The organism is Rhizobium rhizoryzae, from assembly GCF_011046895.1.
Classification (GTDB): Bacteria; Pseudomonadota; Alphaproteobacteria; order Rhizobiales; family Rhizobiaceae; genus Neorhizobium; species Neorhizobium rhizoryzae.
The window spans coordinates 164,830-178,842 of the sequence record NZ_CP049250.1 but is presented as its reverse complement, the minus strand read 5'-3'; the positions used below and the strand labels follow the sequence as shown (position 1 = coordinate 178,842).

Annotated in this window: 13 protein-coding genes; 8 read left to right on the top strand and 5 right to left on the bottom strand. The window is 59.7% G+C overall.

What is annotated here, in order from left to right; translation table 11 throughout:
• Positions 1–82: 82 nt before the first annotated feature.
• The 6 genes from G6N80_RS07170 (at position 83) to lpxK (ending at position 5,779) form a co-directional block, all read left to right on the top strand.
• On the top strand, positions 83–1,429 hold the full coding sequence (locus tag G6N80_RS07170; RefSeq protein ID WP_062553110.1) for a TldD/PmbA family protein: 1,347 nt from the start codon (positions 83–85) through the stop codon (positions 1,427–1,429).
• The gene (locus G6N80_RS07165; RefSeq protein WP_165132642.1) at positions 1,416–2,225 is read left to right on the top strand and encodes a 3'(2'),5'-bisphosphate nucleotidase CysQ; all 810 of its coding nucleotides are present in this window, start codon (positions 1,416–1,418) and stop codon (positions 2,223–2,225) included. Before G6N80_RS07170 ends, G6N80_RS07165 begins: the two co-directional genes overlap by 14 nt.
• A gap of 59 nt (positions 2,226–2,284) precedes the next feature.
• Positions 2,285–2,524 carry a DUF4170 domain-containing protein gene (locus G6N80_RS07160; RefSeq protein WP_062553108.1) on the top strand — a complete coding sequence of 80 codons (240 nt, stop codon included), beginning with the start codon at positions 2,285–2,287 and terminating at the stop codon, positions 2,522–2,524.
• Positions 2,525–2,643: 119 nt separating this feature from the next.
• The gene (gene waaA / locus G6N80_RS07155; protein ID WP_165132639.1) at positions 2,644–3,960 is read left to right on the top strand and encodes a lipid IV(A) 3-deoxy-D-manno-octulosonic acid transferase; all 1,317 of its coding nucleotides are present in this window, start codon (positions 2,644–2,646) and stop codon (positions 3,958–3,960) included.
• Positions 3,960–4,694, top strand: a complete 735-nt coding sequence (locus G6N80_RS07150; protein WP_165132636.1) for an HAD family hydrolase — start codon at positions 3,960–3,962, stop codon at positions 4,692–4,694. The genes waaA and G6N80_RS07150 overlap by 1 nt, the downstream gene beginning before the upstream one ends.
• 38 nt (positions 4,695–4,732) lie before the next feature.
• A complete protein-coding gene (gene lpxK, locus G6N80_RS07145; RefSeq protein ID WP_165132633.1) occupies positions 4,733–5,779 on the top strand; it encodes a tetraacyldisaccharide 4'-kinase in 1,047 nt (348 codons plus the stop codon).
• Between the two features lie 257 nt (positions 5,780–6,036).
• Here the strand turns inward: lpxK and G6N80_RS07140 are convergent, their stop codons facing one another.
• Together G6N80_RS07140 and mutL are read right to left on the bottom strand one after the other, a co-directional pair.
• A complete protein-coding gene (locus G6N80_RS07140) occupies positions 6,037–6,276 on the bottom strand; it encodes a DUF2093 domain-containing protein (RefSeq protein WP_062553105.1) in 240 nt (79 codons plus the stop codon).
• Between the two features lie 54 nt (positions 6,277–6,330).
• Complete coding sequence (mutL, locus tag G6N80_RS07135) at positions 6,331–8,163, bottom strand: DNA mismatch repair endonuclease MutL (protein ID WP_062553104.1); 1,833 nt, start codon at positions 8,161–8,163, stop codon at positions 6,331–6,333.
• Positions 8,164–8,451: 288 nt separating this feature from the next.
• On the opposite strand from mutL, the gene G6N80_RS07130 reads away from it, so the two are divergent.
• Both G6N80_RS07130 and G6N80_RS07125 read left to right on the top strand, forming a co-directional pair.
• A complete protein-coding gene (locus tag G6N80_RS07130) occupies positions 8,452–10,116 on the top strand; it encodes a response regulator (RefSeq protein WP_165132630.1) in 1,665 nt (554 codons plus the stop codon).
• A gap of 108 nt (positions 10,117–10,224) precedes the next feature.
• The gene (locus tag G6N80_RS07125) at positions 10,225–11,565 is read left to right on the top strand and encodes a putative bifunctional diguanylate cyclase/phosphodiesterase (RefSeq protein WP_165132627.1); all 1,341 of its coding nucleotides are present in this window, start codon (positions 10,225–10,227) and stop codon (positions 11,563–11,565) included.
• Between the two features lie 83 nt (positions 11,566–11,648).
• Here G6N80_RS07125 and G6N80_RS07120 read toward each other — a convergent pair whose 3' ends face one another.
• The 3 genes from G6N80_RS07120 to G6N80_RS07110 form a co-directional block, all read right to left on the bottom strand.
• Positions 11,649–12,281: a PRC-barrel domain-containing protein gene (locus G6N80_RS07120; protein ID WP_165132624.1), complete on the bottom strand. Its 633-nt coding sequence runs from the start codon at positions 12,279–12,281 to the stop codon at positions 11,649–11,651.
• 206 nt (positions 12,282–12,487) lie between these two features.
• Positions 12,488–13,375: an SMP-30/gluconolactonase/LRE family protein gene (locus tag G6N80_RS07115; protein WP_062553101.1), complete on the bottom strand. Its 888-nt coding sequence runs from the start codon at positions 13,373–13,375 to the stop codon at positions 12,488–12,490.
• Entirely contained in the window at positions 13,372–14,010 is a 639-nt protein-coding gene (locus G6N80_RS07110; RefSeq protein WP_165132621.1) for a 2-dehydro-3-deoxy-6-phosphogalactonate aldolase, read from the bottom strand. Before G6N80_RS07110 ends, G6N80_RS07115 begins: the two co-directional genes overlap by 4 nt.
• Between the last annotated feature and the right edge of the window lie 3 nt (positions 14,011–14,013).

The following is a 14,013-nucleotide window of genomic DNA, read 5'->3' as shown; positions in this document are numbered from 1 at the left end:
GGGGGCTGACAAGAATCGCTTGTCGCACTTGATGCTTTGTTTAGTGCACAATACATGGTTCGTGAACGAAGGGTTTAAGCGAATGACATCCGAAATTGATTCCTCTGCCCTGGTGACCCGCGCCAGCGAACTTATCGATCTTGCCATGAAGGCCGGAGCCGACCAGGCCGATGCGGTCGTGGTACGCTCGCGCTCGCGCTCCGTCAGCGTGCGACTGGGCAAGGTGGAAAATACGCAGAGCGCGGAAAGCGATGATTTTTCGCTGCGGGTCTTTGTCGGCCAGCGCGTGGCAAGTGTATCTGCCAATCCTGGTTTTGATCTCAAGGCACTGGCAGAACGGGCCGTTGCCATGGCCAAGGTCTCGCCAGAAGATCGGTTCGCCTGCCAGGCCGATGAAAAGGACCTGGCGCACAGCTACCCCGATCTCGATCTCTTCGATCCGACCGAGGTTTCGACCGACACGCTGACCGATGCAGCACTGGCAGCAGAAGAGGCGGCCTTAGCTGTCGGCGGTGTGACGAATTCCTCCGGCGCAGGTGCTTCGGCCGGTGCTGGCGGTCTCGTACTGGTGACGTCGCACGGATTTTCCGGCAGCTACATGGCAAGCCGTTTCGGTTGTTCCGTCAGCGTGATCGCGGGCGAGGGCACGAAGATGGAGCGTGACTACGACTACGACAGCCGCCTCTACTTTGCTGAGCTGGACGATGCGCGTGACATCGGAAGACGGGCAGGCGAGCGCGTGGTAAAGCGCATCAATCCACGACAGGTACCAACGGCGAGCAACGTTACCGTTGTGTTCGATCCCCGCATTGCGCGGGGCTTCGTCGGTCATATTGCCGGTGCCATCAACGGCGCATCCGTGGCGCGCAAGACAAGCTTCCTGCGCGATCGCATGGGGCAACAGGTTTTGAAATCAGGCCTCAACATCACCGATGATCCGCTGATCGTGCGCGGCTCTTCCTCGCGCCCCTTCGATGGCGAAGGCGTCAAGGGTGAGCGCATGGTGATGATCGAGGACGGGGTGCTGAACCACTGGTTCCTGTCCACGTCCACGGGCCGGGAACTGGGACTGCCCACCAACGGTCGCGGCGTCCGGGGCGGCACGAGCGTCAATCCTGCATCCACTAATCTGGCCCTTGAGCCGGGTGACATCTCGCCGCAGGATCTGATCCGCAGTATCGGCAACGGCTTCTATGTCACCGAACTCATCGGTCACGGCGTCAACATGATCACGGGCGAATATTCCCGGGGCGCAACCGGCTTTTGGATCGAGAACGGCGAAATCACCTATCCGGTCTCCGAGGTGACGATTGCGTCCAACCTGAAGGATATGTTCATGCGGGTCACGCCAGCCAACGATATTGATCGAAGCTTCGGCACGGCTGCTCCTACCATCGCGATTGAAGGCATGACGCTTGCCGGACGCTGAAAACACCAGAACAGACTGGAGCGATGATCTCGCGCTGATCCGCCGTGCGGCGCGAGAGGCGGGTGAAATTGCCTTCGCTTTCTTCGGCCAGTCGCCTGAAGTCTGGTGGAAAACGGAGGGCGGACGATCCCCCGTAAGCGCGGCGGATTTCGCTGCAAACGACCGGCTTCAGGACATCCTGTTGAAGGCGCGCCCGAATTATGGCTGGCTCTCGGAAGAAACGGATGACGATGAGGCCCGTCTTACCGCCGAAACCGTATTTGTCATCGATCCGATTGACGGAACCCGCGCCTTCATCAATGGCGAGAAGACCTGGTGCGTCAGCGTGGCCGTTGTCCATCGTGGAGAGCCTGTCGCAGGTGTCCTGTTTGCGCCCGCTCTTGGTGAGGAACTGTATTCGGCTCTTGGACTGCCTGCCCTGAAGGATGGCGTCCCAATAGAAGTCTCCAAACCGCGCGAGGAAGGACTTCGGCAGATTGCGCTTCCGGAGGATATGCTGGCTCGCTTCCCGGACGATGTTCGAGATACCCTCAAGCGCATTCGCCACGTGCCCTCTCTTGCCTATCGCATTGCCATGATTGCGGATGGTCGCATTGACGGCACGGTGGTAAAGCGGAATTCTCACGATTGGGATCTTGCAGCGGCCGATGTAATCCTGCATCAGGCGGGCGGGCGCCTGGTCGATCTCGAAGGTAACCGCCTCGTTTACAATCGAAAGCGCGTGACTCACGAAGAGTTATGTGCAGGCGCCGAACATGTTCTGGAAAGCCTCGTCCGCGGTCTGCGATCCTGTTGACCTTTTTTGCGGAATGCCGCAGGAGAATAGGACGGGGGAGATTAAAGGATTGGGCGATTATGACCGATAAAGACGGCAAAAAGCAACTTCTTCACCTGGTTTTTGGCGGAGAGCTGGAAAGCCTCCAGAGTGTTGAGTTCAAGGATTTGAAAGCGCTCGACATCGTCGGCATTTTTCCGGACTATGCGAGTGCCCTGCAGGCCTGGAAGGCCAAGGCTCAGGCGACCGTTGATAACGCACAGATGCGTTACTTCATCGTGCACATGCACCGCCTTCTGGATCCACAATCCAACGACTGACGCAACCACGCCACTGGGTGCCGTTTTCGGCGCGTTTTTGACGTATTTTGACAGCATACGATTGCGGCATTCGGTTGGGGAGCGATTAAGTCGATGGTCTTGATGAGCGGATGGGGCAAGTGAGGAGCGGCATGGCGCAAGCAGCCCTTTTGGCGTACCGGCTGGCCGGAATCTGCGCCTATCCCCTCGCTGTCCCCTATCTTTCCTATCGCGCTTTCAAGGGCAAGGAAGACAGGGCCCGTCGGCTGGAGCGGTTCGGCCATCCCAGCCAGCCAAGGCCGCGCGGGCCTCTGGTCTGGGTGCATGCGGCAAGTGTCGGTGAAACCAATGCCGTCATCCCGCTGATCAAGGAACTGGTGCGACGTGAGATCCATGTTCTCCTGACGACCGGCACCGTCACATCCGCCTCGCTCGTGGAAACGCGTCTGGCAGGCGAGGTCATCCATCAATACGTTCCGCTCGATCTGAAATTTTCGGTCAAGCGCTTCATTGCCTATTGGCATCCGGACGCAGCCATCACGGCAGAGTCCGAAATCTGGCCGACAACGGTGGCAGAGCTCGCGCGCCGCAACATTCCGCAGATCCGGGTGAATGCGCGTATCTCGGACCGCTCCTTCGATCGCTGGAAGAACCATCTCTCCATTTCCGAGCTCTTGTTCGGCAAGCTCGCGCTCGTGGTTGCCCGCTCGGATGTGGATGCGGAACGCTTCAAGGATCTCGGCGCCTGGCCGGTGGTGATATCCGGCAACCTGAAGGGCGATAGCGATCCGCCGCCCTGTGATGAAGCCGTGGTTGCGCGTTACCGTGCCCAGATCGGCGATCGCCAGACCTGGGCGGCTATCTGCACTTTCGCAGGCGAGGAAGAGGGCGCTGCCTTCGTCCACCGCGCACTCAAGCCTCGGAACCAGCAATTGACGATCATCGTCCCGCGCCATCCGGAGCGCGGGGACGAGGTCGAGGCCATGCTGGTGGAAAAGGGGCTCGTCGTGGCGCGCCGTTCGCGCGGCGACGAGATCACACCGGAAACGGATATTTTCCTCGGCGATACGATCGGCGAGATGGGGCTTTATCTGCGGCTGACGGAGATTTCTTTCGTCGGTCGTTCGCTGACGGCGGAAGGCGGACAGAACCCGATGGAGTCCGCGATGCTGGGCTGCGCGGTGCTTTCCGGCCCCAATGTGCAGAATTTCCGCGAGACCTATCAGCACATCGTCAAGCGCGGCGGTGCCCGGATGGTGCGCGATATCGAGATGCTTGCCAAGGCCGTTCATTATCTGATGACGAACGAGCAGGCGCGCTACAAGATGATCGACAGCGGCCACGAGGCAATCCAGGATATGCGGGGCGCCCTGTCCACGACGATCAAGGCGCTCGAACCCTACATCAACCCGCTGACGGTAACGGCCCGTCTGCGTCCTGCCGGTGCAGGTGGCTGATGGCAGACGCTGCGGATCTCTCCCACATCAAGGGCCTCCTGTTCGACAAGGATGGAACCCTCATTCGCTATGACGAAAGCTGGGGACCGGTGAACCGTGAGGCCGCGCGTATTGCAGCGGCTGGCGGTGGCGTGGAACTGGAAGAACGCCTGATGAACGCCTGCGGCATGGATCCGGCAACGGGCAAGACCCGGCCAGACAGCCTGTTTGCGGCAGGGACTGCTGCCGAAATTGCGGCTGGTTTCGTCACGGCCGGTTCGCCGCTTGCCGTTGGTCCTCTGACGATCGAACTGGACGACCTGTTTGTCCGCGCATCTGATTTTTCCGTGCCGGTGACGGATCTCGGCGGCTATTTCGGACGCCTTAAGGCGCGCGGTTTCAAGCTTGGCGTCGCCTCCAGCGATAACGAGCGATCGATCCGCGAGACGGCCCGGCGGTTCGGCTTCATCGAACATCTCGATTTCATAGCGGGCTATGACAGCGGTCATGGTTGCAAGCCGGAACCGGGCATGGTGCTTGGCTTCTGCAAGGCCGTGGGTCTTGAGCCTTCGCAGGTCGCGATGGTGGGCGACAACAATCATGACCTGCATATGGGGGCGGCAGCGGGTGTCGGCTTGAAGGTTGCCGTGCTGACGGGAACCGGCTCGCCCGCAACGCTGGAAGCCATGGCCGATCATGTGCTGGGCGATATCACGGGCCTCGAAACACTGTTGCCGCAGGCCCAGACAGCATGATGATCCGATCCTTCGCATCGGATCGGAGGAGGGGTTAGATGGTTTCGGAAGCACCGCCATTCTGGTGGACGAAAGCCGATTGGCGTGCCTGGAGCCTGAGCCCCGTTTCCTATCTTTACGGCCGCGTCGCTGGTCGCCGAATGGCCCGCAAGGATCGCCCTTCCGTGTCCGTGCCCGTTCTGTGCGTCGGCAATTTTACCGTCGGCGGCGCGGGCAAGACTCCGACGGCGCTCGCTGTTGCAAAGGCGGCCATCAACAAAGGCCTGACGCCAGGTTTTCTGAGCCGTGGCTATGGCGGTTCACTCGATGTGACGACGCTCGTCGACCTGCATCACCACCGTGCCGACGCCGTGGGTGACGAACCGCTGCTTCTGGCGCGGGAAGCGAAAACGGTGATTTCACGCCGACGCTTCGAGGGCGCGGAGCGTCTGGTTGCCGAAGGCTGCAATTTCATCATCATGGACGATGGCTTCCAGAGCGCCCGGCTGACGATTGATTTCGCGCTGGTGGTGGTGGATTCCGTGCGTGGGATCGGCAATGGTCACCTGGTTCCCGGTGGGCCGGTGCGGGCGCCGCTCGATCTGCAATTGCGCCAGATGTCATCCATGCTCAAGGTCGGCAACGGTCCTGCGGCAGACGCGCTCGTGCGCCGTGCCGCGCGAGCTGGTCGCCCCGTGCAGGTTGCCAATCTTGTGCCAATGGAAAATTCCGATCTTGAAGGAAAACGGGTCTTCGCCTTTGCGGGCATTGCAGATCCGGCAAAGTTCTACCGGACAGTGTCAGCTGTGGGCGCGGAACCGGTTGCGACGCGCTCCTTCCCCGATCACCATTATTTTGCCGAGGATGAGATCCGGGATCTGTTGGCGGATGCGCAAAAGCACGACCTGCAACTGGTGACGACGGCGAAGGACCGCGCCCGTCTGATCGGACATCATGGTGCAGCAGAAGAACTGCTGCAGCAACTGGCCGTCGTCGATGTGGAAATGGTGTTCGACGATCCGCACGCGCCAGCGAAGATGATCGATCAGGCAATTCTGAATTGCCGCAACCGCCTGCTGAGCGCACGTAGAGCGTTTCAGCGCTAAATGGAATCGTTCTGCCGTGATAGGTTTCAGTCAGGATCAAGGCTTTTGGCGAAGGGCATACCCGCAAGGTACGATCGAGACAAAAGCCGCAGATAATGGCTGAAAATGATCCGGCCCTCCGGGTTTGGGATGGCGGGTCATCTGCTTTGTCGAAGGGCTTGGCCGTATGCTGAGGCTACGACACGCGCCCTTCTCCTCGCATCTGCTCCCGCCCTCCCAAACAGAACTGTTTCCATTTAACCCTGAAGCGCTCTAGGTCAGGATAGAGCCCGTCGCTGGTTCGGAAGCGCCCCGGCGCGCTTTTCTGCCTCCAGCGAAGAGGCGCAATCGACATAGGCCTCCTGTCGCGCCACGCTCCAGTAACGCAATTCGTCCACAGGGATGGCGGCTCCGGTCATGGCGCAGGTCACGAAGGAGCCCGGCTGCAGGATCTGGTAGTCGCCGTCCAGATAACGAATCTTCGCCTCGCGGCTGCCTCCGCCTTCAAAACGGTTCATCGGTCTTCTCCTGCGAAAAATCATGTGCGCTTGTAACGCCGAAAATCTGGAAGCTCAACTGCGCCCGAAAAGACGTTCGATATCGCTGAGTTTCAGTTCGATATAGGTCGGTCGTCCATGGTTGCACTGGCCAGATCCCGGCGTCGCTTCCATCTGGCGCAGCAGCGCATTCATCTCGTCGGGACGAAGTCGCCGCCCGGAGCGAACGGAGCCATGGCAGGCCATGGTGGCGGCCACATGCTCCAGACGGCCTCTGAGGCCATTCGCAGTGTTCCATTCTCCGATTTCGTCTGCCAGATCGCGAATGAGGCTTGCCGCATCGACCTCGCCCAGCATGGAAGGCGTTTCGCGAACGGCAATCGCTCCGGGACCAAACCGTTCTATCGCAAGTCCCAGACGGTCCAGTTCTGTCGCATGCATCATCAGCCGGTCGCATTCCTCTTCGGGAAGATCGACAATCTCCGGGATGAGCAGAACCTGCGAGGTCAGCCGGTCCTTCTCCAGGGCCTTGCGCATGGCCTCGAAGACCAGCCTTTCGTGAGCGGCATGCTGATCGACGATCACAAGCCCGTTCTCCGTCTGCGCAACGATGTAATTCTCGTGCAACTGCGCGCGCGCTGCGCCCAGCCGATAGCCGGTATCTGGAGCAGGCGAGGATGTGGGGCTGGAAGGGGTGGCCTCGAATGCTTCGGATACCCGCGCGCTGGGTGCCGAAAATTCCTGAAAGGAGTTTTGCCTCGCCTCGGAGAAGCGCATGTCCTGCGTCGTGGAGAGGGGGCGGGACGGTGACGATGCCGCCGACCAGCCGGCATTGTAGCTCGATCTCGCCCAATTGGCTGGCTGTGCGGTCTCGGGACGAAAGGCACGCAGCAGCCCATCGGCGCCGGTCGTTGCCGCGCGATCTCCCTCTCGGTTCAGCGCCTCGCGGATGGCGCCGACGATGAGGCCGCGAACAAGCCCCGGATCTCGGAAACGGACATCTGCCTTCGCCGGGTGAACGTTGACATCCACCAGAGCCGGATCGAGCGTCAGCGAAAGCACGGCAACGGGATAGCGTCCTGCAGGAATGGTTTCGGCATAGGCTCCCCGGATCGCTGACAGTATCAGCTTGTCCTGGACGGGGCGTCCGTTGACGAAGGCGTATTGATGACCGGAATTGCCGCGGTTGAAGGTGGGAAGACCTATGAAGCCGGTCAGGCCCACATCCTCGCGCAGGGCGTCGATCTCGATTGCGTTATCCTTGAAATCGGCGCCGAGCACCTGCGCCATCCGCCCGAGCGGATCACCGCTTGTTGCGGGGAATTCCAGCGTTGATCGGTCTGAACCGCTCAAGGTAAAGCGGATATGGGGAAACGCGATTGCCATGCGTTTCACCACTTCGGTAATGGCTCCGGCTTCGGCCCGTTCCGTCTTCAGGAACTTCAGCCGGGCAGGGGTCGCGAAAAAGATGTCGCGAACCTCCACCACCGTTCCCTGATTGGCAGCGGCTGGGCGCACAGGCGCCATCTTGCCGCCGACCACCGAGACTTCCACGCCTGTCGAAGAGCCTGCCTGGCGGCTGGTAATGGAGAGTTTCGCCACCGAACCTATCGAAGGCAGCGCTTCGCCGCGAAAGCCCAGCGTCCGGATATCGTCAAGCGTTTCCGAGATCTTGGATGTACAATGACGACGCACTGCAAGTGCAAGATCGTCCGCAGTCATGCCGAAACCGTTGTCAGTAATGCGGATCAGGCTTTTGCCCCCGCCTGCGGTCGCAATCTCTATGCGTGTCGCACCGGCATCGATGGCATTCTCGATCAGTTCCTTCGCAGCGCTGGCGGGCCGTTCGATGACTTCGCCTGCGGCGATTTGGTTGATCAGTGTCTCAGGCAATTGTTTTACGGGCATGCCCTATTGTCTCGGATTTGTCTGTGCTTGAGAAGCCCGTATCGCTGGTTCTCCCCTACGCAGACAATTAAGTCGGGCTTAACATCCCTGCGATAGACTGAAGCAGTAAAATTGAAGGCCGGGGCAGCTTCGCGCCAGTTTGCTCCTGTCTAACTCAGTGCGGTGAGAACAACGACCCGATCTCCTTATTTTATCGGGTAGTAAGGAATGAAATATTATGCGTCCGGCCCAGCGTATCTGCCGGCTCCGCTTTACGGAGGTTTCCCATCGGTACCGGATGAGTACGCGATGAGTGAAAACACGCATCCGGACACTGAATTTCAATCGCAATTGCTTGAAATCGTTGCCGACGCCATTTCGGGTGGCTTCCTCGTCTATGACCGTAACGATACCATCCTGTTTGCCAGTGCGCAGGTTCGCAACTTTCTGCCCGTGCAGCCGGAACTGCTGGCGCCAGGTGCACGGCTTCGCGAACTGTTTGGCGCCCTCTATGACAATGGCGGCTATTCCCCTCTCAAACCCGATCGCCGCGCACGTCCGGCAGTGGGTCGGGATGACTGGATAGCAGGAGAAATTGCCGCCCTCTGGAAGGAACGATCCGAGTCAACCGAGCGGCGCGGACAAGACCGGTGGATGAGCCTGACGCGACGTCGCTTCCCCTCGGGCTTCGGCGTCTGCGTGCTGCGGGATATCTCCGAGCATCGCAAGCGGGAAGATCAGTGGCGTGCCGATCTGGAACGCGTTCAGGTTACCGAAGAAATTCTTGAAAACCTGCCGTTTCCGGTTCTGGTGAAGGATCGCTCGCTCACCTATGTCGGCGTCAACCGCTCCTGTGCCGCGCTCTACGATCGTCTTCCGGAAGACATTCTTGGACGCAATGCCCGCGAGCTTCTTGCGCCGGATCTGGCAGAGAGAGTGGACCGGATCAATTCCCAGGTTCTGGAAACAGGAGAGCCGTTCCAGATTGCCGAGCGCGTGGTACGCGCCGATGGTTCAACGACCGCCATGCTGACGCGCAAATTCAGGGTGGGGAAGCCAGGCCGGTATCTGGTCGTTACCATCATGGAAGATCTGTCGGATCTTCTTGGCGGTGGCCTGCCTGCGGACGCCATCTTCACCGGGATGGAGGGGCTTGATTTCGTTCATTCGGACATGCGGCCGCCGGATACTCTTGTAGAGGAAGCCGTTGTACCGGTCCTTCCGATTGCCGGTCGGCGTGTCCTGCTCGTGACGCAGGACAGCCGGATCGAGCAGGATGGTCTGCCACAGATGCTGGGGCTCGGCCTCGATGCCACATCGGCCCGAAGTGCTGCGGAGGTGAAGGCGATTACCGATATCGCGGCTGAGCGTCAGATGACGATCGACCTCATTGCGATCGACAGCGCCATGCCGTTCGAATGCCTCGAGGTAGCGCAGGCCAGCGGCATCGATGTGCTTGTCTTCGAAGCGTTCCAGATGGAACGCGAGTTGATGTCCAAGATCACGCGGCATCTGCTGCGCCCCAAGAACGACAAGGCTGAGGAAGAACCAGACGTCGAATGGCAGGTGGCCGCCGACACTGCGGTCGATGTGCTGGTGGCGGAAGATAACGCCGTCAACCGCATCGTCTTTTCCCAGATCCTCGAAGGTTTCGGCTACACTTATGTCATCGCGGGCGATGGCGAGGAGGCTGTCCGATTGTGGCGGGAACTCAATCCGCGTATCGTGTTGATGGATGTAACCTTGCCGAAGCTCAATGGATATGAGGCAGCCTCCAAAATACGCGAAACGGAAGAGACGCCGGGGCGGACCCCGATCATTGGCGTCTTGTCTCCTGCGGTGGAAGGCGACCGGGATGCCTGCTGGGCCGCCGGAATGAATGACGTCGTCATGAAGCCGCTGAGCCCGGATGTTCTTGAGGAAAAATTCCGCAAATATTTGGCCGATGGCGTTAGCGCTACCAAGCGTGCATAAAACTTGTGTGCAACACTGATCCGATCGTAAATTATTCTTAATCATTCAGCACCATTCTGCCGATGGCCACATGATAAGGTGTGGCGAAGAAATGAAGCGGCGGCCGCATTGCCACAGGTGACGCATAACGAACTTCAGGTCCTGGCCTATCGCGATCCTCTGACAGGACTCGGGAACCGCCATCGGCTGCGCGAAAAGGTCCGCGCTCTTGTCTCCGAGCGTGCTGAAGATCCGGCTCCCTTTACGATCGGCATTGCAAACCTCGACGGGTTCAAACCGATCAACGATCTGTTCGGCTCGCAGGCAGGCGACGAGATCCTGTGCCAGGTTGCCCATCGTCTCAAGGCCTGCATCCCCGATGGAGCGACCGTCACACGGCATGAGGGCGATGAGTTTGCCTTTCTGCTGCCTCTGGTCTTTGAGAAGACAAGTGCTGAACGCATCGGCCTGATGATCCGGGAGGTGCTCTCGGCGCCCTACGATCTGGGAGATCGCAATGTGCGCCTCTCGGCATCCTTCGGCTTTGCCATCTATCCGTTTGCGGGAGAAGAGTTCGACGAGCTGCTGAAAAGCGCCGAAACCGCGCTTTACCGCTCGAAGCGCCGAGGCCGCGGGCAGATCACGGTCTATTCCCGTGAGATTGCGCAGGAAATGAAGCGCTCCACCCAGTTGGAACAGGCCTTGCGGAACGCCATCATGGCGGATGCTGTGGATGTGCATTTCCAGCCCATCGTGCGTATCCGGGATGGATCGGTCGTGGGATTTGAAGCGCTGGCCCGCTGGATTGATGCGGATCTCGGCTTTGTCTCTCCTGCCGTCTTCGTGCCATTGGCGGAGGAACGGGGCTTCATCGATGCGCTGTCGGAAACGCTGCTGCGCAAGGCGGCGGAAGCGGCTCTTTCCTGGCCGCGAGAACTCTTTCTCTCCTTCAATCTCTCGTCGGCTCAGTTGATGGACCCGACCACCGCCCCGACGATACTTGCGACCTTGGCACGCGTGGGTCTCGATCCCGTTCGCCTCGAGCTTGAAATCACTGAAACCGCCGTGATGACATCCGCCGACACGGCAGAGCGCATCATCGCAGAACTGCGGCAAGCGGGCGTGCGCATATCGCTTGATGATTTCGGCACCGGCCAATCCAGTCTCGGGCGGCTGCGGGACTTCACCTTCGACAAGGTAAAGATCGACCGCGCATTCGTATCCCGCATCACCACGGATCGGGCGTCGGAACATATTGTGAAGGCCATCATCGCCATGTGTGATGGACTTGATCTGCAGGTTGTTGCCGAGGGAATCGAGGAAAAGGCCGACGCGGAGAAGCTCAAGGCGCTCGGCTGTTCCATGGGGCAGGGCTATTTCTACGGTCGGCCGGTCGATGCTGCCGCGACGCTTGCCTATCTTGAACGCAATTACCGCGATTTTACCGTCACCACGCGCGAGATTGCATGAAGCCGTAGAAGTCGAAAAAAGGGCGGTGCCGAAGCCCCGCCCTATTAAGTTGACAACGTGTCTCTCGTTCCAGAGGCTGCCCGTTATGGGCGGGCCTGCGTCGACGGGGTAGTGGCGTTGCCTGCCGGTACCGCGCCATTCGTCGAAGACGTGGTCGTGGTATCGGTTGCGTTGGAGCGCATCTCAGCCTGCTGATCGCTCAGTGTCTTGAACTCCGGAGCAGCCTTCAGGGAATCTGCTGTTTCGGTTGTTGTGAGGCGCACATTGTTGTTTTCATCGCGCGCCATTGTCAGCTTGCTCATCGGAACTGCGACGTCCTTCTCACCGATGCCGAGGAAGCCGCCAACGCCAACCACTGCAGCGACGATGCCGCCGTTCTCTTCCAGGATGAGGTCGTTTACATCGCCGATGCTGTTGTTCTCGGCGTTATAGATCGCCTTGCCGATGTAGTCGTTGGCGCTAACCTGCGTTTCGCTCTGCTGCGTGATGTATTCACCGGACGCTGCTGCAGATGTTGTCGGCGCGGCAGTGCCAGTGGTGCCATTCATCGCGCCGCTGTTCGTTGTGCCGGATGCCTTCGGCATGGTTGTGTCCATCTGCTGGGCGTTCGGCGTCGTGGCCGGTGCAGTGGTGCTGGACTGTGCAAATGCCGGCGCGATTGCTGTGGAGGCCATCAGTACGGCAGCGGCTGCCATGGTGCTAAGGGTCTTCTTCATCTCGAACATACCTTCCTTGGTTCTTGCTCTTGAAGCGCGGTTTGGAGTGTTCTTCACCGCGCCGGTTCGAGAGGAGAATGTCGTTTGAGAGGGTAAGTTCCGTTAGAAAATGCTAAAAAAACAGGCGAAAATGCCGGAACATTTTCGCCTTTTTGTGGTTTGCGGGTGCCTGCGAAAGCTGCCGAAAACGTTGATGAAGAATATCTTCAGAGTTTGAAATCGGGCTCGAACCGGCCTTTTACATCGATCCCCAGATCGAAAGTGAAGCCAGCCTTCGTGTCTGTCTGGCGCTCCTGTGCCGTTGCTCCCTCGAAGGCGGAGGTCACGAACATGCGGTTGGCATTCTCGCCAAAAAAAGCCGGGCAGCTTGTCCGCGCAGTGGGAAGAGCATATCGCGCAAGATGAGTACCGTCTGGCGCATATTTATCGACGGCCGACTGACCCCAGCGCGCATTCCACAGCGCTCCCTCGGCATCACACACGGAACCGTCTGCTCCGCCCGCCCGGCTGCCGGTGTCGATGAAGACCGAAGCCTGTTCAGTCGGCAGGCCGGTCTTGGCATCAAGCGCAACCCGCATGATGCGGCTATTGCGTGTATCGGTGAAGTAGCCGATTGCCCCGTCCGGTGAAAAGCAGATGCTGTTGGGAATGCTGATCCCGGTGAAGATGCGGGTGACCTGGTTTCCCGCAACGTGATAGATCGAACCCGCGCCGTCCTGTGCTTTCAAGCCCATCGTGCCGATCCACAAGGCGCCGCTCTGGTGCACGCGCCCGTCGTTGGAGCGATTTCCCATATGGGCAGGTTCAAGTTCCAGATAGGGAGATAGAACGCCCGTTGCGCGCTCGCGGATCATCAGTCCGCGCTCGGTTGCCAGCAATTGCCGCTCGCCGTCGATGCGGGCCAGAACACTTGCCTTGCAGGGCAGGGCATGCAGCTTCTTCTCGCCGGTATCCAGCGAAAGCTCATGCAGTTCCTGACCCAGGATGTTGAACCAGTAGAGCGTCTTCGTGTGCGGGTCGTAGGTTGGGCCTTCGCCCAGCATGCAAGGATGATCCGACAGGACGCTGCCTTTGAAGTCGAAGATTTCCGTCATGCGGCTTCTCCCACGGCGCGATCATAGGCCTCGATGGTGATACGCGCCTTGGCAATAACGTCCTCGGCGCTCATGCCCGGCTTGTAGAGGCTGGAGCCCAGACCAAAGGCCGTAATGCCACCTTTGACATATTCAGCGAAGTTGGTGTCGGACACGCCGCCCACGGCTGCAATCAGCAGATCCTTCGGCAAAACTGCACGGATGGCATTGATGCCGGACGGACCAAGAACGCTGGCAGGGAAGAACTTGAGGCCCGTTGCGCCTGCTTTTGCGGCAGCCAGCGCCTCGGTCGCCGTAAAGCAACCGGGTAGCGTGACCATGCCCTTTGCCGCCGCGAGCGAAATCACCTCCGGCTCCACATTCGGGCTCACCATCAATCTACCGCCCGCGCTTTCCAGCGATTGAACATCTCCGACTGTCAGAACCGTTCCTGCGCCGATCAGGCAGTCGGCAGGCGCCATCTTCGCGGCGATTTCGATAGAGCGGAACGGATCCGGAGAATTAAGCGGAATCTCGATGGCGGTAAAACCAGTCTCGATCAGACCGCCGACCACGGCCTGCGTTTCCTCCGGTTTCAACCCCCGCAGGATGGCCACGAGCGGACGCTTCATGTCTGGAAAGGGGATGCGGCTCATGTC

Bases quoted from the DNA above. Each gene is read 5' to 3' on its own strand.
- G6N80_RS07170 (WP_062553110.1), top strand. From the start codon at position 83: ATGACATCCGAAATTGATTCCTCTGCCCTGGTGACCCGCGCCAGCGAA.
- G6N80_RS07160 (WP_062553108.1), top strand. From the start codon at position 2,285: ATGACCGATAAAGACGGCAAAAAGCAACTTCTTCACCTGGTTTTTGGC.
- G6N80_RS07150 (WP_165132636.1), top strand. From the start codon at position 3,960: ATGGCAGACGCTGCGGATCTCTCCCACATCAAGGGCCTCCTGTTCGAC.
- lpxK (WP_165132633.1), top strand. From the start codon at position 4,733: ATGGTTTCGGAAGCACCGCCATTCTGGTGGACGAAAGCCGATTGGCGT.
- G6N80_RS07140 (WP_062553105.1), bottom strand. From the start codon at position 6,276: ATGAACCGTTTTGAAGGCGGAGGCAGCCGCGAGGCGAAGATTCGTTAT.
- mutL (WP_062553104.1), bottom strand. From the start codon at position 8,163: ATGCCCGTAAAACAATTGCCTGAGACACTGATCAACCAAATCGCCGCA.
- G6N80_RS07130 (WP_165132630.1), top strand. From the start codon at position 8,452: ATGAGTGAAAACACGCATCCGGACACTGAATTTCAATCGCAATTGCTT.
- G6N80_RS07120 (WP_165132624.1), bottom strand. From the start codon at position 12,281: ATGAAGAAGACCCTTAGCACCATGGCAGCCGCTGCCGTACTGATGGCC.
- G6N80_RS07115 (WP_062553101.1), bottom strand. From the start codon at position 13,375: ATGACGGAAATCTTCGACTTCAAAGGCAGCGTCCTGTCGGATCATCCT.
- G6N80_RS07110 (WP_165132621.1), bottom strand. From the start codon at position 14,010: ATGAGCCGCATCCCCTTTCCAGACATGAAGCGTCCGCTCGTGGCCATC.